This window comes from Cupriavidus sp. (assembly GCF_057315035.1).
In genome coordinates this window covers 149,716-167,174 of the sequence record NZ_DBHKYV010000008.1, presented here as the reverse complement: position 1 = coordinate 167,174, position 17,459 = coordinate 149,716, and the positions used below count along the sequence as shown (strand labels likewise).

Annotated in this window: 15 protein-coding genes; 4 read left to right on the top strand and 11 right to left on the bottom strand. The window is 65.3% G+C overall.

Annotated features, from left to right (window positions below):
• Positions 1-124: 124 nt before the first annotated feature.
• A complete protein-coding gene (locus ACO550_RS13875; RefSeq protein WP_315592484.1) occupies positions 125-676 on the top strand; it encodes a nucleoside 2-deoxyribosyltransferase in 552 nt (183 codons plus the stop codon).
• On the opposite strand, the gene ACO550_RS13870 is transcribed toward ACO550_RS13875, so the two are convergent.
• From ACO550_RS13870 to ACO550_RS13845, 6 genes are all read right to left on the bottom strand, one after another.
• Positions 673-1,284: a PqiC family protein gene (locus tag ACO550_RS13870; protein WP_315592485.1), complete on the bottom strand. Its 612-nt coding sequence runs from the start codon at positions 1,282-1,284 to the stop codon at positions 673-675. The genes ACO550_RS13875 and ACO550_RS13870 overlap by 4 nt on opposite strands.
• Positions 1,281-2,948, bottom strand: a complete 1,668-nt coding sequence (locus ACO550_RS13865) for a PqiB family protein (protein WP_485994874.1) — start codon at positions 2,946-2,948, stop codon at positions 1,281-1,283. The genes ACO550_RS13870 and ACO550_RS13865 overlap by 4 nt, the downstream gene beginning before the upstream one ends.
• Positions 2,899-3,705, bottom strand: a complete 807-nt coding sequence (locus ACO550_RS13860; protein WP_315592487.1) for a paraquat-inducible protein A — start codon at positions 3,703-3,705, stop codon at positions 2,899-2,901. The genes ACO550_RS13865 and ACO550_RS13860 overlap by 50 nt, the downstream gene beginning before the upstream one ends.
• A complete protein-coding gene (locus ACO550_RS13855; RefSeq protein ID WP_315592488.1) occupies positions 3,702-4,379 on the bottom strand; it encodes a paraquat-inducible protein A in 678 nt (225 codons plus the stop codon). The genes ACO550_RS13860 and ACO550_RS13855 overlap by 4 nt, the downstream gene beginning before the upstream one ends.
• A 5-nt stretch (positions 4,380-4,384) precedes the next feature.
• Positions 4,385-5,488, bottom strand: a complete 1,104-nt coding sequence (locus ACO550_RS13850) for an AI-2E family transporter (protein ID WP_315592489.1) — start codon at positions 5,486-5,488, stop codon at positions 4,385-4,387.
• Between the two features lie 156 nt (positions 5,489-5,644).
• Positions 5,645-6,775 carry an HPP family protein gene (locus ACO550_RS13845; protein ID WP_315592490.1) on the bottom strand — a complete coding sequence of 377 codons (1,131 nt, stop codon included), beginning with the start codon at positions 6,773-6,775 and terminating at the stop codon, positions 5,645-5,647.
• A gap of 131 nt (positions 6,776-6,906) precedes the next feature.
• Here ACO550_RS13845 and ACO550_RS13840 point away from each other — a divergent pair, with 131 nt between their 5' ends.
• Positions 6,907-8,706 (top strand): chloride channel protein, encoded by a 1,800-nt coding sequence (locus ACO550_RS13840; RefSeq protein WP_315592491.1) that lies wholly within the window; start codon positions 6,907-6,909, stop codon positions 8,704-8,706.
• Here the strand turns inward: ACO550_RS13840 and ACO550_RS13835 are convergent.
• Positions 8,703-9,125 (bottom strand): Lrp/AsnC ligand binding domain-containing protein, encoded by a 423-nt coding sequence (locus ACO550_RS13835; RefSeq protein WP_315592492.1) that lies wholly within the window; start codon positions 9,123-9,125, stop codon positions 8,703-8,705. The genes ACO550_RS13840 and ACO550_RS13835 overlap by 4 nt on opposite strands.
• A gap of 167 nt (positions 9,126-9,292) precedes the next feature.
• Between ACO550_RS13835 and ACO550_RS13830 the strand changes: the two genes are divergently transcribed.
• A complete protein-coding gene (locus tag ACO550_RS13830; RefSeq protein ID WP_315592493.1) occupies positions 9,293-10,171 on the top strand; it encodes a dimethylarginine dimethylaminohydrolase family protein in 879 nt (292 codons plus the stop codon).
• 13 nt (positions 10,172-10,184) lie between these two features.
• On the top strand, positions 10,185-11,294 hold the full coding sequence (locus tag ACO550_RS13825) for an ornithine cyclodeaminase (protein WP_315592494.1): 1,110 nt from the start codon (positions 10,185-10,187) through the stop codon (positions 11,292-11,294).
• Between the two features lie 138 nt (positions 11,295-11,432).
• Here ACO550_RS13825 and ACO550_RS13820 read toward each other — a convergent pair whose 3' ends face one another.
• From ACO550_RS13820 to ACO550_RS13805, 4 genes are all read right to left on the bottom strand, one after another.
• Positions 11,433-12,032, bottom strand: a complete 600-nt coding sequence (locus ACO550_RS13820) for an excisionase family DNA-binding protein (protein WP_315592495.1) — start codon at positions 12,030-12,032, stop codon at positions 11,433-11,435.
• A gap of 491 nt (positions 12,033-12,523) precedes the next feature.
• Entirely contained in the window at positions 12,524-13,885 is a 1,362-nt protein-coding gene (locus tag ACO550_RS13815; RefSeq protein ID WP_315592496.1) for a sigma 54-interacting transcriptional regulator, read from the bottom strand.
• On the bottom strand, positions 13,875-15,752 hold the full coding sequence (locus ACO550_RS13810; protein WP_315592497.1) for a sensor histidine kinase: 1,878 nt from the start codon (positions 15,750-15,752) through the stop codon (positions 13,875-13,877). Before ACO550_RS13810 ends, ACO550_RS13815 begins: the two co-directional genes overlap by 11 nt.
• 224 nt (positions 15,753-15,976) lie before the next feature.
• A complete protein-coding gene (locus ACO550_RS13805) occupies positions 15,977-17,284 on the bottom strand; it encodes a cation:dicarboxylate symporter family transporter (protein ID WP_315592498.1) in 1,308 nt (435 codons plus the stop codon).
• Positions 17,285-17,459 lie beyond the last annotated feature (175 nt).

Genomic DNA, 17,459 nt, shown 5'->3' with positions numbered 1-17,459 from the left:
TAGTCGCAATTTGAACCTCAATGCCCTCACCCCCAACCCCTCTCCCACTATCGTGGGAGAGGGGAGCTTCCTGTCGCCAACACTGAGGTATCCTTCATCCGTCCCTCTCCTTCAAGGTGACGCCATGAAGACCATCTACCTCGCCGGATTCGACGTATTTCGCAAGGATGCACTGGCCTGGGGCCAGCAGCTGAAATCGCTTTGCGCGCAATTCGGTTTCGAAGGGTTGTATCCGCTCGACAAGGCTGCGCCGCAAGGGTTGCCAGGTCCCGACACCGCGCAATGGATCTACGAGGCCAATATTGCATTGATCCGTCGAGCCGATATCGTGATGGCCAATCTCGATGATTTCCGCGGTCCCGGTGAACCCGATAGTGGTACGGCGTTCGAAGTCGGATTCGCAGTAGCGCTGCAGAAGACCGTGTGGGGCTACGCGGCCGATACCGGCCCGTTGCTCGAACGGGTGCGCGTTACCACCGATGACGATGGCGATGCGCGCGACGCACGCGGCTACGTGGTCGAGAACTTCGGTTTGCCGATCAACCTGATGCTGGCCTGCAGCGTGCGGCTGGTGAATGGCGATGCCGCGGCCTGTCTGGCCGCGATGGCCGAGGCCGAGCGCCGCCGCGCCACACGTCGCGCGCAGGCGCTGGCCGAAGGCGGCCCCGAGGACTAGCGGGCCGGCGTAGTGCCAGGCTGGACCCGCAGCGACTGCACGCCTGCGGCAATATCGGATGCGGTGGCCGCAACGATCTGGCGACACGCATTGACCACGCCATCAACCTGCCCCGGCGCCGGCAAATCGGCTTCCGTACGGCCGCTCTGCACCTTGCCATCGGGCAGGCGGCGCACGGTCCATGCAATCGTCGCGCCGGCCCGTTGGCCGACCTCGGCATCGAGCCGAACCACTTCCGTCGTCACGCGAAACACGGGCTCCACTTCCGAGAGGCCCTGCTGATAGATGTCCACGGCGCCCAGGCCGCCTTGCAACTGTTGCGACAGCGCGTCGCGCAGTTCGTCGGGCAACGGTGCCGACCAGCGCGACTGGTCGAGCACCTTCACGCCGCCGGTGGTGCCATCCGCCACCACCAGTTGCGCGCGGTTGAGGCGCTCGGGCACGCGCACCGGAGCCACTTCAATCCAGAGCGGTTTCGCGCCCTGACTGGCAGGCGTGGTTGCCGCGCCGCCGGACAATGTGTAGTAACGCGGCTCGGGCGATGCACAGCCATGCAGCAGGGCGGCCGCCAGCGCGATTCCAGCCAGCTTCGTCGTGGTTGTCATCATTTGTCCTCCGTCTTGCCGCGCAGCAGCGCCTCGGGATGGCGTTCGAGGTAATCGGTCAGTGCGCGCAGCGAGACCGCCGTGCGCGTGAGTTCCTGCATCATGCGCCGCGTGTCTTGTTGCAATGGCGCGTCCGATGCCAGCGTGCCATTGGCTGATGCCAGCGTGCGGCGTGCGTCCTGCAACGCGGACGTTACCTGCGGCGCCACGTCGCCATTGAGCTGGACCACGAGCTTGTCCGCGGTTTCGAGCATCTTGTTCATCGATACCATCGCCGTGCGTGCCTCTTGCCCGATCTGGTCGAATGGCACCTTGTCGATCTTGTTGACGATTTCGCCAAGCTTGGCCTGCAGTTCGTCGAAGGCACCCGGCGTGGTCGGGAACTCAGGCATCGGCGCGTCGAGGTTCAGGTCCTTCGGCGTGGGGGCCTTCGGGAAGAAGTCGAGTGCCACGTACAGCTGTCCTGTCAGCAGGTTGCCCGTACGCAATTGCGCGCGCATGCCGCGCTTGATCAGTCCCTGCACGATCGCGTGCTTGCGTGTCTCGTCGGCAACGTCGCGCTCGCGGAATCCCATGCGCGACGGATAGAGTTCAACCACCACCGGCATGCGGAATGCCTTCTTGTCGCGCTGGTATTCGATGCCGATCGAACGTACCTGTCCCACGATCACGCCGCGGAAGTCCACTGGCGCGCCGGGTGCCAGGCCGCGCACCGACTGGTCGAAGTTCAGCACCGCCAGCGTTGGTGCCAGTTCCTCGGGTTCCTTCATGGCCTCGGTCTGGTCGGAGGCGAGCAGGAACTGCGTGTTCTCGGTGGCTGCGGTCTGCGTGCCACTGTTGTCCGGCGCCTGGAAGGCCACCCCGCCCAGCAGCACCGTGACCAGCGACTGCGTGGACAGCTTCAGACCGCCGGCATCGAGCTTCAGGTCGACGCCGCTGGCGTGCCAGAAGCGCGTGTCGGCCGTGACGAGCTTGTCGTAGGGTTTGTTGACGAAGACGCGCAGCGTGATGTCGCGTCCGTTCGGTTCCAACTGGTAGGCCACGACCTGGCCCACCGGCACCCGACGGTAGTAGACCGGCGAGCCGATGTCGAGCGAGCCCAGGTCCTGCGCGCGCAGGACGAACTGCTTGCCCGATGCGTCGGTGGTTACCACGGGCGGCACTTCCAGGCCCGTGAAGCTGCGGGTCGATTCGCCGGACTTGCCGGCATCCACGCCGATATAGGCGCCCGAGAGCAGCGTTTCGAGTCCCGAGACACCGCTCGTGGCAAAGCGAGGCCGCACTACCCAGAAGCGCGTGTCCTTGACCGCGAAGCTCTCGGCGTCCTTGGTCAGCTCGATCGAGGCCAGCACATGCGAGCGGTCCGACGCCAGACGTACCGACTTGACCAGCCCGATATCGACGTCCTTGTAACGGACCGCGGTCTTGCCCGGCGTCAGGCCCTCCGCAGTACGGAACGTGATCGTGATCTCCGGACCGCGCGAGGCCAGCGTGTTGACCAGCAGCGAGATGCCCACGATGGCGGCCACGATCGGAATCAGCCAGACCAGTGACGGCAGCCAGCGCGCACGGCGTTTGCGTGCCGGTTGCGGCAAGCCGGATGAGGAGTTTGGAGTATCAGGATCGGTCATTGTCGGATTCCGGCAATTTCGGTGGGGCATTCGCATCGAGCGAATCCCATAGCAGGCGCGGGTCGAAGCTTAGCGACGCCAGCATGGTCAAGACGACGACCGAGGCAAAGGCCAGTGCCCCGGCCCCGGGAATGATGGTGGCCAGCGCACCGGCCCGCACCAGCGAGGCCAGCAACGCCACCACGAAGATATCGAGCATCGACCATCGGCCAATCACTTCGACCAGTCCATAGAGCCGGGTCTGCTGGCGAATGCGCCAGGTGGACCTGAACTGCACCGACACCAGCAGCAGTGTCAGGATGACCATCTTCAGCAGCGGCACCACGATACTGGCAATCAGTACCACGCCTGCCAGCAGATGCGAGCCGGACAGCCACAGGTAGATGACGCCCGACATGATCGTATCGCGCTGCGTGCCCAGGATGGACTGGGTGATCATGACCGGCAGCAGGTTGGCCGGAATATAGAGGATGAACGCCGCCAGCAGGAAGGCCCAGGTGCGGGCCAGGCTGGCGGGTTTGCGCCGGTGCAGCGTGGCGCCGCAGCGCGGACACGGCTCGCCATCGAGCGTGATCGGGCTTACCAGGTCGCACGCGTGGCACGACAGCAGTCCGCGTGAACTGGCCGTGGGCACCTGGGCCAGCGGCGTGCGTTCGTCGTCGTCGGTCAGGCCGGCCACCACGTCGGCCGCTACGCGGCGCGAGCGCGCCAACTGCTCGCGCGCCTGGGCCGTGCGTGACGCGCGCGGCGGATTGGGCGACGGATTGGGCGGTGACGGATTCGGCGGGGTCATGCTGAGGAATCCCGTGGCGGCACCTCGTCGGCACCTGCCGGTTCCAGGTAATGCCAGAGTTCGCGCGGATCGAAGGCCAGCATCGCGGCCAGTACCACCACCAGCGCGCCGAACGACCACAGTGCCACGCCTGGAATGACCTGGGCCATGGTCGACAGCTTGACCACGGTGACGAGCACGCCAATCATGAAGACCTCGATCATGCCCCATGGCCGGGTCTGGCGAATGCCACGCACGATGCGGTCGAAGCCGGGCGGCATGCGATGGCGCGCCATCGGCACCAGCAGGTAGCACATCATCAGCATCTCGGACAACGGGAACAGGATCGTGGTGCCAAACACCAGAATGGCCACCAGCGTCATGTGATCGGAATGCAGTGCCTGCACCGCGCCCCACAGCGTGGTTTCGGTGCGCACGCCCTTGAGATCCATCTCGACAATCGGGTAGGTGTTCGATACCAGGAACAGGATCAGCGCGGTAATCACCAGTGGCAACAAGCGCCGGTAAGCGCGCGTGCTCTCGCGATACAGCGCGCCGCCGCAGCGCAGGCAGGTGGCGCGCTCGCCCGGTTCCAGCGCGGTACGTTCATAGAGCGCGTCGCAGTATTCGCATGCCACGAGCCGGTGCAGGTCCTGCTCCGGGGGGTGTGGCGCCGCGGGTGTAAGTGGCGGCATGCGGCTCAGGCGTCGGGCGTCAGTTGCGACGGTGGGGCCGGCGTGACCGCCGTCACGGCAGGGCGTTCCTGCGTACCGATGGTCCAGTCTCGCAGCAGTGCATAGGCAACGGCCAGCACCGTCGGGCCCAGGAACACGCCGAGGAAGCCAAATGCCAGCGCACCGCCAAGCACGCCCATCATGATCCAGATCAGCGGCAGACCCGTGCCCTTGCTGATCAGCAAGGGCTTGATCACGTTGTCGGCCATGCCTACCACGACCGCACCCCAGACCACCATGAAGATGGCCCAGCCGGTTTCGCCGCCGTGGTAGAGCCACAGCGCCGCAGGAATCCAGACCAGCGGCGGGCCCATCGGTACCACCGACAGGAAGAACGTGATGAAGCCAAGGATGGCCGCGCCGGGCACGCCGGCGATCCAGAAACCGATGGCGGCCAGCACCGCCTGCACGAACGCCGTGCCCAGCACCCCGTAGACCACGCCCTTGATGGTGCCGCCGGCCAGTGCCATCAGGTGGTCGGCCCGTTCGCCGGCCACGCGCCGCATGCCGCCACGCAGCCAGTCCACCGCCAGTTCACCGCCGGTATAGAAGAAGAATGCCAGGATGATCGACAGGGCCAGCTGGCCCAGGCCGCCGCCGATCGACAGCCCCGCGCCCAGCAACGCATGGCCCACCGGCGCAATCAGCTTGCGCAGGTTGGCGACCATCTCGGAATCGGCGTGAATGATCTTGTCGTAGCTCGATTGCAACTGCGGGCCCACGTAGGGCAGGCTGCTGAGCCACTCGGGCAGTTGCGGGAAGCCGCGTTCGGCGTAGCTGTTGACCAGGCCGGTCAGTTCGTCGAGGTGGGCGGAAAAGCTCGCACCGGCATAGACAAACGGGCCCAGCACGATGATCGCGGCGATCAGCACGCACACCAGCGCGGCCAGGCCACGCCGGTTGCCGAGCCAGCGCGACAGTACCGAGTAGGGATACCAGGAGCTATAGGCCAGGATCGCGCCCCAGACCAGCGCCGTGGCAAACGGCGCGAGCACCAGCAGCGAGCCGCCAATCAGCACGATCAGTGCAAAGACCGCGGCAAGCTTTTCTATCAGTTGTCCGGAACTCATTGTCGCGCGCCGCCTGGCGTCCATGTTGCGAGAACGCCGTAAGCATAGCGGAAATCAATGAATGGTCCGGGTTTTCCCTTGCCGGATCAACGATTGCACCTGAGCACCGCCGCGCTCAGTGCATCACAATCAGGGCGTCACGCTGCGGCACGGCGTTCAGGCCGTCGGACTGGTGTTGCGCAGCAGCGCGGCCACGAGGTCCGATTGCGTGACCAGGCCCACCACGCGTTTGTGTGCGTCGAGCACTGGCACGTGATGCAGGCCGCCATCGGAAAACGCCTGGGCCAGGTCGACGATGGGCTGGTCGCTGCGCGCCGTGACCACCGTACGCGTCATCAGGTCGCGCACCGCACCATTGACGCGCCGCGAGTTCACGCGATACGCACGAAAGAAGTCGCTCTGCGTGACGATTCCCAGCAAACGACGCTGGCGGTCTATCACCGGTAGCGCCTTGATGTGGTGGCGCGTCATCAGCGCGGCCGCGTCTGCGGCCAACTGGCCGGGGCGCACGGCCACCACGTCGCGCGACATGATGTCTTCGCAACGCACATCCCCAAAACGCCGCGAATAGGCACGCAGTTCGGCTGCCACGAGGATGGCTTCGAGATCGTCTTCCTCGATATCGAGGAATTCATTGCGTGCTGCCAGCACCGCATCGAGGTCAGCCCGGGTAAAGCCCACGCGCTTGCTGGGCGGGACGTCCCTGGTGTGATGCTGCGAGGCCGGCTCGGGTGGACGGTGTGGGTAGCGGCGCCGAGTAAGGTTGTTGAACGCCAGCGCACTGAGCAACAGCAGCATCGAATTGATTGCCGCCGGCATCACGATAAAGCCGAAGCCCAGCGCCTGCACCGCCGGGCCGCCGAACACGGCCGTCACGGCCACCGCGCCGCTGGGCGGGTGCACGCAACGCAGCATGAACATCAGCGCGATGGCGCCGGCCACCGCCATGCCGGCAGCCAGGCCCGGGTCGGGAATCCAGCGCGCGCAGGCTACGCCGACCGTGGCCGCCACCAGATTGCCGCCAATGATCGACCATGGCTGCGCCAGCGGACTGGCCGGTACGCCGAACAGCAGCACGGCCGAAGCGCCCATGGGGGCGATAAACCACGGATTGAAGCCTTGCAGGAACTGGCGGCTGATCCATTCGGTCAGCGCCAGGCCGAGCAGGGCGCCCAGGCAACTCTTGAAGCGCTCGCGACGGTTCGCGGCGATCGGCAGGGGCACGAATGTGCGGAGCCAGGCGCGTGCTTCGGCAACAGGGTTTGAACGGTCGAATGCGGGCGGCATCGAGAACGGGGGCTGGGGGCGTTAGAGGGAGCCACGATGAGGTGGCGGGGGGCCAGCGGAATATATCATGGCGTGATATATTCCGCTGGCTGTGCCCTCCGCATTATCCAAGCCGCCCCCGGCTTCCGTCCATGAACATTGATTCCGCATTGCACCATTCCGAGAAACGGGACTACGCCGCGAACGGCCGCCTGCCCATGCTGGCCGGCATCGCGCTGCTGATCGGCGCCATCAGCACCGGCGCGGCCTTCGTGCTGGTCAACCTGATCCGTTTCTTCACCAACCTGTTCTTTTTCCAGACCCTGTCGTTTGCCGAGCGTTCGCCGGCCCATCATGCGCTGGGCGCGTGGGTGATCGTCGTGCCGGCGCTCGGCGGGCTGATCGTCGGCCTGATGGCGCGCTACGGCAGCGACAAGATCCGCGGCCATGGCATCCCCGAGGCCATCGAGGCCGTGCTGTTCGGCAAAAGCCGGATGTCGCCGAAAGTGGCGGTACTCAAACCGCTGTCGTCGGGCATCGTGATCGGCAGCGGCGGCCCGTTTGGCGCGGAAGGGCCGATCATCATGACGGGCGGTTCGATTGCTTCGTTGCTGGCCCAGTACCTGCACCTGACCGCCGCCGAACGCAAGACGCTGCTGGTGGCCGGTGCCTGCGCGGGCATGACGGCAATCTTCGGCACGCCCGTGGCGGCGGTGCTGCTGGCCGTTGAACTGCTGTTGTTCGAACTGCGCCCGCGCAGCCTGCTGCCGGTGGCACTGGCATGCGCCGTGGCCGGTTTCCTGCGGCCGTTCGTGTTCGAGGCGGGGCCGCTGTTTCCGCTGCAGACCGCACCTGCCAGTACCGTGGCCCTGGGCTCCTGCGTGTTCGCGGGGTTGCTGTGCGGCGTGCTCGGTGCCGCGCTAACGCTGGCGCTGTATCGCACCGAAGACTGGTTCGGCAAGCTACGCATGCACTGGATGTGGTGGCCGGCTATCGGCGGCCTGGTGGTGGGCATTGGTGGCTACCTCGAGCCGCGCGCGCTGGGCGTCGGCTACGACGTGATCGGCGACCTGCTCAACAACCGGCTGGCGCTCGAAGTGGCCGTGGCACTGCTGGCGGTCAAGGCCGTGATCTGGATTGCCGCGCTGGGCTCGGGTACGTCAGGCGGTGTGCTGGCCCCGCTGCTGATGCTGGGAGCCGGACTTGGGGTAGTGCTGGGACCGATGCTGCCGGGCGGATCGCCGGCGTTGTGGGCGCTGGTCTGCATGGCCGGGGTGCTGGGCAGTGTGCTCGGCGCACCGCTGACGGCCATTGTCTTTGCGTTCGGACTGACCCATGACAGCGAGGCCCTGCTGCCGTTGTTGCTGACCACGGCAGTGGCCTATGGATTCTCCGTGCTGACGATGAAGCGCGGCATCATGACCGAGAAGATCGCGCGCCGCGGCCTGCATATCTATCGGGAATATGGCGTGGACCCGCTGGAGCGCTCACACGTCGACGAGTTGATGACGCGCGAGGTAGTGTCGATCGACGCAGACCTGTCGGTGGCCGATGCGTTGGCGCGCCATTTCGGCGATCACGCCGCGCATCGCGCGTATCCGGTGGTGCGCGACGGGCGCGTGCTGGGCATGCTGCATCGCACGGCCATTGCCGCGGCGCATGCCGGTGACGATGCGGGCTTGTGCTGCGGCGATCTGGTGAGCGTGCAGGGCGATGGCAGCGGGACGCCCACGGTACTGCTGGCATCGCAGACCGGCCGGGCCGCGGCCGGACAGATGGCGGCGCTGAGCGTGGCACGCATGCCGGTGGTCGACAGCCTGGCATCGATGCAACTGATCGGCATTGTGTCGTTGCGCGACCTGCTGGCGCCGAGCGGGCATCTGCTGCACGAGGAAACCCGCCGCGAAAAGCTGCGCGGTACCCAGGCGCCACTGGCAGGCAGGGCCTCCTAGAGTTTGTAGCTCGACAGCAGGATGCTGGTTTCGGTGGCGGAGATGCCATCGACCAGCCTGATCCGGTCGAGTGTGCGGTCGAACTGCTCCAGCGTATCGGCGCGCAGTTCGGCAATGATGTCCCAACGGCCGTTGGTCGTATGCAGCGTCTGCACGTTGGGGTCTCCGCGCAGCGCCTGCAACACCTGGCGCGCCTTGTTGCCTTCCACGGCCACCGTCATCCAGGCGCGGATGCGGTGCGGCTCGGCTTCCGGCTTGAGACGCACCGTATAGCCGACGATCTGGCCTTCCTTTTCCAGCTTGGCGATCCGGTTCTGCACCGTGGCGCGCGACACGCGAAGCGCAGTGGCCAGCGCCGTCACCGGCATGCGCGCGTTGTCGCGCAGCAGGCCCAGCAGTTGTCGATCCGTGGCATCCATCGCGCTCTCCCATCATGTTCCGGTACGGATCTGGCGAATTGCCAGCAAGCTCTGGCAAATTGTCAAACGTACTTAGCAATTTGTCCAGTTTGCTAACTATTCGTTGACGCGCAGGGGCACCAGAATTCACTCATGGCAAAACATTCCGATTCAACGAGGAGAGCTCCGTGACTGACCGCCCGACCATCCTGCTAGTCGCCCCGACTTACTACGACGTGTCCTACAGTATCAATCCGTGGATGGACCCGGCGGCATGGGCGCGCGATCCCGGAGGCATGCATCGCCATGCGACGGCATCGTTCGATGCGCTGCGCACCGCGCTGGGCGAGGCTGGCTTTACGGTGGAAGTGGCCGAAGGTGCGCCGGGACAGCCCGACATGGTATTTCCGGCCAACGCGGCTGTGGTGCTCGATGGCAAGGCGGTGCTGGCGCGCTTTCGTTATCCGCAGCGCCGTGGTGAAGAGCAGCCGTTCGCGGGCATCTTCGAGAGCCTGCGTGCACGCGGGCTGATCAACGAGGTTGCCCTGCTGCCCGAAGGTTGCTACCAGGAAGGTGCCGGCGACTGTATCTGGGATGCACGGCTCGGGCACTTCTGGGCCGGTTTTGGCCCACGCTCGTCGCACGAGGCTGCCGACGCCATGGCTGCACACTTCGGCCAGGAGGTCGTGGCGCTGGAACTGGCGACGGAACAGAGCTATCACCTCGATGTTTGCTTCTGTCCGCTGGCAGGTGGCGAGGTGCTTTACTACCCGCCCGCATTCACCGAGGCTGCATTGAAGGTGCTTCGTGCGCGCGTGCCGGCGGCTCTGCGCATCGAGGCCAGCGCGGACGACCTGCGCCATTTCAGCGTCAATGCCGTCAACCTCGACGATCAGGTGGTGATGACGCGCACCACGCCGCATCTGCGCCAGGAACTCGGCCGGCGCGGTTACCAGTTGCATGAGGTGGACCTCGCACCGTACATGATGTCGGGCGGCGGCGCGTATTGCATGACGCTAAGACTCGATCGCACCAGCACGCCAGTGCGTCGTGCGGCCGCGGCATGACCGGGAGCCCGCCATGAAACAAACGCTCAAGGAAACCGCGCTGACCCGCTTTCTCGACGCTGGCGATGTGGCTGCGCTAGTGCGCGGCATCGGCGTGCGGCAAGCCATCGTACAACTGGCCGACTGCGTACGGCAGGATTTCCTGCGCTGGCACGCCTTCGAAAAATCGGCACGGCTGGCCAGCCATTCGCCGGTAGGCGTGATCGAACTGATGCCGGTCAGCGATGGCGTGCAGTACGCATACAAGTATGTGAACGGACATCCGCGCAACGCGCAACACGCGCTGCCGACCGTAATGGCGTGCGGCATGCTGTCCGAGGTGCAAACCGGCTTTCCGCTGCTGCTGTCCGACCTCACACTGGCCACCGCATTGCGTACCGCCGCCACTTCGGCCCTGGCCGCGAAAGCCATGGCACGTCCCGGGGTACGTGTCATGGCGCTGATCGGCAATGGCGCGCAGGCCGAATTCCAGTCGCTGGCATTTCACGCGATGCTCGGCATTTCGACCATCCGTGCCTACGATATCGACCCCTCGGCCACTGCGCGGCTGGCGCGCAATCTCGCAAATGTGCCGGGCCTGACCATCGTGCCCGTGAAATCGGTACGCGAGGCGTTGAAGGGTGCCGACATCGTGACCACGGTCACGGCCGACAAGACGCGCGCCACCATCCTGTTGCCCGACATGGTGCAAGCAGGCATGCATCTGAATGGGGTCGGCGGGGATTGTCCAGGCAAGACCGAGTTGCATGCCGACATCCTGCATCGGGCACGCATCGTGGTGGAGTACGCGCCGCAGTCGCGTATCGAGGGCGAGATCCAGCAATGGCCCGAGGCACCGGTCAGCGAGTTATGGGAGGTTCTGTCCGGCGCGGCACCGGGTCGCGTATCGGCCGATGAGGTGACGCTGTTCGATTCGGTGGGCTTTGCGCTCGAGGACTATTCCGCGCTGCGCTGGTTGCATGCGGCTGCGCTGGCGCGCCATGCCGGCCGGCATGTCGAGCTCGTGGCGATGCCCCCCGATCCGCGCAACCTCTATGGCTGGATGATGGATGCCGACGACAGTTCACCAACTGGTTTGGGCGATGCCGCGCGGACCGACGTCGATGCGGTCGTCATCGCGTAATGTCTGCAATGAATGAAGCATTGCATTCATTGCCTGAACATTGACGTTCGCTTAACGCGGTGCGAGGTGCCTTGCCACGGAAAAACGGCCCGGAGATGAAGTCCGGGCCGTTGCAATGATGCCGGGGCAACGCGTGAATCAGGCGCCAGCCCGTCCCATCATCAGTTGCGCGCGCAGGAAGCCCTTGATTTCCTCGAGCGAGGGGGTCTTCAGGAACACCATGATGCCCCATTGCTGCAGTGCATCGGCCACGCCGTCATAGGCCTGCCGATTGGTAATCACTGCAAAGATCACGCGCTGCCGCGAGAAAAAATTCTGCAGCTTCTCGATCGTGGCGGACTCCGCGTCGTTGAGTTCCTCGACGTAGTAGAGCACCACGCGCGGGTGTGCATCCACCGAAGTGATCACGGTGTCGACCACGTCCTCGAGTACCTGGGTCTTCAGCGGGAGCGACCATTTGCCCAACTGGGCACTGATGCGCTGTGCTTCCGTGTGGTTCGGATGGAAGACCACGAGATCAAGGTTGTGCTCGACGGTGGAATCGGGCATTGCCCGGTTTGCCAGTAGCCGATGGACGGTTTCCTTGTGGATGCGACGATGGCCACCATTGGTCTTCCACGCGCCAAGTTCCCCGCGTTCGACCATTTTCTGGACGGTGCCCAGCGATACATTAAGAAGCTTTGCCGCGGTTCGCGTGCTGTAGTACGGCTTGTCAGCCAGTTCCGGATCCAGTTTCATCCATTCACCCGTAGTGTCGATCAGCGGCACAGTGCAACCTGCGCACTGCGTGGCGCCCTCGGACACGCCACGCCGGTCATTGACCGGGCTGCTGTTTTTATACTGACCCTGATGCTTGCGACCCGCTCCCCGGCCGGTCTTTGTTGCTTTGTGCTCTGGTTGACGTAGCAACGGCTTCAGGTGGCCGTGCACGTTTGCTGCACCTGCGATCTACTGCTGCAGGGTGGACACGTCGATAGTGCCCAAAATGCCGAATGCCAATAGTATGGCTTCAAGATGATTCGTTGCCACAGGGAAAGCAATGATTGGCGTCACACTTTTGTTGTTTAACGAACATCAAGTCGACTCGGTGGACAAAGGTCATGATGATTGACATTTATGCCGCCGGCGTCGCGTACAGGATCACAGACTCTCCATCGGGCATGCGGGTTCCCGAATTGCATACATTTGACACATTGTTTGCGCGAGGCGGCACGTCGATGGCGCCTGACTCATGACAGGCCGTACTTGCGGAGCTTGTCGAACAGCGTGGTCTTGGCTACGCCGAGCGCTTCACCGGCACGCGTGAGGCTGCCGTCGTGGCGTCGCAGTGCATCGGCGATCAAGGCCCGCTCGAATTGCTCGACCGCCTGCGCCAGCGGCAACGCGGCAGGCGCGGTGCTGCCCTGCCGGGGGTCGCAGCCCAGTCCCAACACGTGGCGTTCGGCCAGATTTCTCAATTCGCGCACATTGCCTGGCCACGGGTAAGCCACCAGCGCGGCGAGCTCCGCGGGCGTAACGGGCACGGCCTCGCGTTCGAAGCGGAGCGCGGCCTGCGCCACGAAATGTTCGAACAGCAGTGGCACATCTTCACGTCGTTCGCGCAGCGGCGGCAGCTCCAGCGTGACCACGTTCAGGCGATAGTACAGATCGGCACGGAACTGGCCGGCATCGGCCATCTCGCGCAGGTCCGCTTTGGTGGCGGCCACCACGCGCGCGTTGACCGGTACAGGCTGGTTCGATCCCAGCCGCTCCACCACGCGCTCCTGCAGCACGCGCAGCAGCTTGATCTGCATCGGCATTGGCATGCTCTCGATCTCGTCGAGAAACAGCGTGCCACCTTCCGCGTGCTCGACCTTGCCGATACGGCGTTTGGCTGCACCGGTGAAAGCACCGGCCTCGTGGCCGAAGATCTCGGACTCAAACAACTGTTCGGGCAGGCCGCCGCAGTTGATCGGCACGAAATGCTTCGCGCGACGACCGCTGGCTTCGTGCAGGCAGCGTGCCACCAGTTCCTTGCCAGTGCCGGTCTCACCGTGGATCAGAACATTGGCGGCGGTGTCGCCAATGTCGGCAATCATCTGGCGTAACCGTTCGATCGGGGCCGAATGGCCGATCAGGCTTGCGGACAGGGTTGCGCGGCCAGCCAGGCGTGCGCGCAGGTCGGCCACTTCGAGTGCCAGCCGGCGCTTGTCGAGCGCACGGCGACAGGTGGCCACGAGGCGTTCCGGCGAGAACGGCTTCTCAAGGAAGTCGTAAGCGCCTTGTTTCATTGCCTGTACCGCAAGCATGACATCGCCATGGCCGGTGACCATGATGACCGGTAGCGCCGCATCGCGCGCCACGAGTTCGCGCAGCAATGCCATGCCATCGGCGCCGGGCAGGTGGATATCACTGACCACGATGCCCGCGTAGCCGGCCTCCACTTCGCGCAGCGCCGCCTCCGTGCTGCCCACGGCGCGCGTGGCAATGCCTTCGAGCCTGAGTGCCTGTTCGCAGCCCAGCCGCACATCGGCATCGTCCTCGACGATCAGCACGGTGAGCGCTGCCGGTGCGTTTGCTGCCTGTGCCATATCGATGGGTTCAGCCGACATGGCGGAGTTCCTCGCGCGCCTGCGGCAGGGCCAGCGTAAAGCAGGCGCCCCCGTCCGGGTGGTTGATGGCGGTCAGGGTGCCGCCGTTCTCGTTCAGGATGCCGGCCGACAGCGTCAGGCCCAGCCCCAGCCCCTCGCCTGCCGGCTTGGTCGTGAAGAACGGCTCGAACAGCCGTGCAAAGGCGGTTTCGGACAGGCCCGGGCCGTTGTCGCGCACCGTCAGCTTCACCATGCCGCCAGATTCGTGTGCATGCAGCGAGAGGTGTGCGTCGGAGCGGTCCTTCATGGCATCGAGCGCATTGCCAATCAGGTTGACCAGCACCTGTTCCAGCCGGTTCGGGTCGCAGGCCACGGCCAGGTGCGTGTCGATGCTGCGCTCGATGCGCGGCGCCACGGCGGCCACGCGCGTATCCAGCAGGAACAGCGCGTTGTCCACGGCCTCGCCCAGTTGCGCCGCATTGCGCTGGCCCGCGGCGGGATTGCGCGCGAACGACTTGAGCGCGCCGGTAATGCGACCCATGCGTTCGACGAGCCCGATGATCTTGTCGAGGTTGTCCTGCGCCGTGGCGTAGTCACCGCGTGCCAGGAACTTGCCGGTGTTGCCCGACAGCGTGCGCAGCGCGGCCAGCGGCTGGTTCAGTTCGTGGGCGATGCCGGTCGACATCTGTCCCACCGCGGCCAGCTTGCCGGCCTGCATCAGGCCGTCCTGCGCCTGGCGCAGGTGGGTCTCGGTGCGGATGCGCTCGGTGACTTCGGCCTGCAACTGATGATTCGTGGCGGAAAGGTCGGCGGTACGCTCGGCCACCTTGCGTTCCAGTTCGCTGTTGGCAGCTTCCAGTGCGGCCCGTGCGGCGAGCCGCTCGCTGATGATGCGCCGGCGCACGTTCCACGCCGCGGCCAGCAGCAGCACGAATGCCGATGCCACGCCGGCCAGCGCGGCGCTGTTCATTGCAGCCACGCGCGCCTGCGAGGTATTGGTCAGCAGGGTCAGGTCCCAGTCGGTACCGGGCAATGCCTGGCGCTGTGCCAGCATCGGCGGGCCCTGGCGCAGGCGCACCAGCGCGTCGCCGCCCTGGGCGGGGCCCAGCTCGCGCACGGTGGACAGTGCCAGCTGCGGCAACGGCGCGCGGTTGTACTGCAGGCTGCGATCGAGCCTGGCGCGCTGTTCATCGGAAAGCGCGCGCAGTGCGGCCAGCTTCCACGAAGGATCCGAGGCCAGGATGACCACGCCGTTCTCGTCGGCCAGCAGCATCTGGCTGTCGTTGCCCTGCCAGCGGTTTTCCAGCGGTTCCAGGCCGATCTTGACCACCGCCACGCCAACCGGCTTGTCCCGGTCGCCGAGCGGTGCGGACAGGTAGTACCCCGATTCGCTGCGCGTGGTGCCCACACCATAGAAGCGCCCAAGCTGGCCTTCGATGGCGGCGCGGAAGTAGGGCCGGAAGCTCAGGTCCTCGCCCAGGTAGCTGTCGGGGCGCTGGTAGTTGCTGGTGGCCAGTACCTTGCCGCGTGCGTCGAGCAGGTAGATCACGCGCGTGCCGGCGCGGCCGTTCAGCGCCGCCAGATAGGCGTTGGCCTGCGCCACGCGCGCCGGCGCGGCGGGATCGCGCAACAGCGCATCGATGCGGGCGTCCAGTGACAGCAGGCTCGGTACATAGTCGTAACGGGCCAGCTCGCTTTCCAGCGCCTGCGTGTAGAGCCGCATCTGCACCTGGCCGCGCTCGGCCTGGCGGGCCAGCGCGGCGTCGTAGGTATAGCGATAGCCCAGCCAGCCGGCTGCCGTGACCAGCAGGGCCAGTGCGAGCAGGGCGACGAATGGGGCAACGCGGCGCCACGGCGACATTGCGCCGTCGGAGGGGGACAAGATCATGCGGATACGGGAATGCGGAAGTTGCCAGGTGGCGTATCGGACAATTCTCGCGACAAAAAGCTCCGTCCCGGACCTTTCGCAAGGCTTTCACCGCCATCGGCAAGCCGACGTTTTACCACACCCGGCACTACGTCCGGCGTAACCGGCCCGGCGCCGGGGTGTGTAAACGCAAAAAGGCCCGGCTGCCTGATCGGCAGCCGGGCCCTGGCACACCTGGAGCAGGATTACTTGCTGGCCAGGACCTGAGCGGGTGTCAGGCCGGTGTTGCTGTCCGCCGAGGTGTCATCCTCGTCGGCGCGTTCCGGTGCGCCAATCGCGTTCTCGCTTTTGGCGACAACGGTCGTGGCAATGGCGTTGCCAAGCACATTGGTTACGGTGCGGCCCATATCGAGGATATGGTCGATGCCCAGCACCAGCAGGATGCCGGCCTCGGGCAGGCCGAACATCGGCAGCACGGCGGCCACCACCACCAGCGATGCGCGTGGCACGCCGGCAATACCCTTGCTGGTCACCAGCAGCACCAGCAGCATCGTGACCTGCTGCGTCAGCGACAGCTGGATGCCGTACACCTGCGCCACGAACAGCGCGGCAAACGACGTGTACATGATCGAACCGTCCAGGTTGAACGAATAACCCAGCGGCAGCACGAAGTTGGTGATGCGCGACTTCACGCCGAAGCGCGACAACTGGTCGATCACCTTCGGATAGGCCGATTCGCTGCTGGCCGTGGCAAAGCCGATCATCAGCGGCGCACGCAACTGGCGGATCAGCTTGAAGACGTCGCGCCCCAGGAAGAAGTAGCCGCCGCCGATCAGCGCCGCCCACAGCAGCGCCAGCGACAGGTACACGCTACCCAGCAGCTTTGCGTAGACCACCAGCACGCCCAGGCCCTGCGCCGTGATCACGGCCGAAACGGCGCCGAACACGCCGATCGGCGCGAACGCCATCACGTAGTTGGTGACCTTGAGCATGATGTGGCCCAGGCCATCGATCGCGGCCAGCACGGGCTTGCCCACGCCGTCCTTGAGCGTGCCCAGCGCAAAGCCGAAGAACAGCGAGAACACCACGATCTGCAGCACTTCGTTGGTGGCCATGGCTTCCACGAAGCTCTTCGGGAACATGTGGGCAATGAAGTCGCGCAGGTTCAGCGCGCCGGTCTTCAGGTTCGACGCGGCGTCGGCGGCGGGCAGCGGCAGGTTCATGCCGTGGCCGGGCACCAGCAGGTTGGCCATCAACAGGCCCAGCAACAGCGACGTGATCGACGCGGCCATGAACCACGCCATGGCCTTCAGGCCGATACGGCCGACGGTCTTGCCGTCGCCCATGCTGGCGATACCCGATACGAGCGTGGCGAATACCAGCGGGCCGATGATCATCTTGATCATCCGCAGGAACACGTCGGTCAGGATCGACAGGTGGTCGGCAATCGATTTCGCGGTGGCTGCGTCGGGGGACATGTTATGCGCGGCGCTTCCGACGAGTACGCCGAGCAGCATCGCAACAAAGATCAGGGTTGGCAGTCGTTTTGTCATCGTGGGTACTTCCTCCTTTGTACTGGTCCGGCCCCGCTGGTCGCTTTCTTCGGGGGCGGCGGGGCGTGGCCATGTTGCCTGCGGCGGCGCCCTAGAGTGCACGACCCATGCCAGCGCTGTTGCACTTGGATACAGTCGTAAATCGATGAATACAAAGGGATTTTTCAGGTGCTGC

What these genes read in the sequence shown, in the direction of transcription:
- ACO550_RS13805 (WP_315592498.1), bottom strand. Translation starts at nt 17,284, where the DNA reads ATGACAAAACGACTGCCAACCCTGATCTTTGTTGCGATGCTGCTCGGC.
- ACO550_RS13860 (WP_315592487.1), bottom strand. Translation starts at nt 3,705, where the DNA reads ATGACCCCGCCGAATCCGTCACCGCCCAATCCGTCGCCCAATCCGCCG.
- ACO550_RS13870 (WP_315592485.1), bottom strand. Translation starts at nt 1,284, where the DNA reads ATGATGACAACCACGACGAAGCTGGCTGGAATCGCGCTGGCGGCCGCC.
- ACO550_RS13825 (WP_315592494.1), top strand. Translation starts at nt 10,185, where the DNA reads ATGAAACAAACGCTCAAGGAAACCGCGCTGACCCGCTTTCTCGACGCT.
- ACO550_RS13855 (WP_315592488.1), bottom strand. Translation starts at nt 4,379, where the DNA reads ATGCCGCCACTTACACCCGCGGCGCCACACCCCCCGGAGCAGGACCTG.
- ACO550_RS13865 (WP_485994874.1), bottom strand. Translation starts at nt 2,948, where the DNA reads ATGCGAATGCCCCACCGAAATTGCCGGAATCCGACAATGACCGATCCT.
- ACO550_RS13875 (WP_315592484.1), top strand. Translation starts at nt 125, where the DNA reads ATGAAGACCATCTACCTCGCCGGATTCGACGTATTTCGCAAGGATGCA.
- ACO550_RS13820 (WP_315592495.1), bottom strand. Translation starts at nt 12,032, where the DNA reads ATGAAACTGGATCCGGAACTGGCTGACAAGCCGTACTACAGCACGCGA.
- ACO550_RS13840 (WP_315592491.1), top strand. Translation starts at nt 6,907, where the DNA reads ATGAACATTGATTCCGCATTGCACCATTCCGAGAAACGGGACTACGCC.
- ACO550_RS13810 (WP_315592497.1), bottom strand. Translation starts at nt 15,752, where the DNA reads ATGATCTTGTCCCCCTCCGACGGCGCAATGTCGCCGTGGCGCCGCGTT.
- ACO550_RS13835 (WP_315592492.1), bottom strand. Translation starts at nt 9,125, where the DNA reads ATGGATGCCACGGATCGACAACTGCTGGGCCTGCTGCGCGACAACGCG.
- ACO550_RS13845 (WP_315592490.1), bottom strand. Translation starts at nt 6,775, where the DNA reads ATGCCGCCCGCATTCGACCGTTCAAACCCTGTTGCCGAAGCACGCGCC.
- ACO550_RS13850 (WP_315592489.1), bottom strand. Translation starts at nt 5,488, where the DNA reads ATGAGTTCCGGACAACTGATAGAAAAGCTTGCCGCGGTCTTTGCACTG.
- ACO550_RS13815 (WP_315592496.1), bottom strand. Translation starts at nt 13,885, where the DNA reads ATGTCGGCTGAACCCATCGATATGGCACAGGCAGCAAACGCACCGGCA.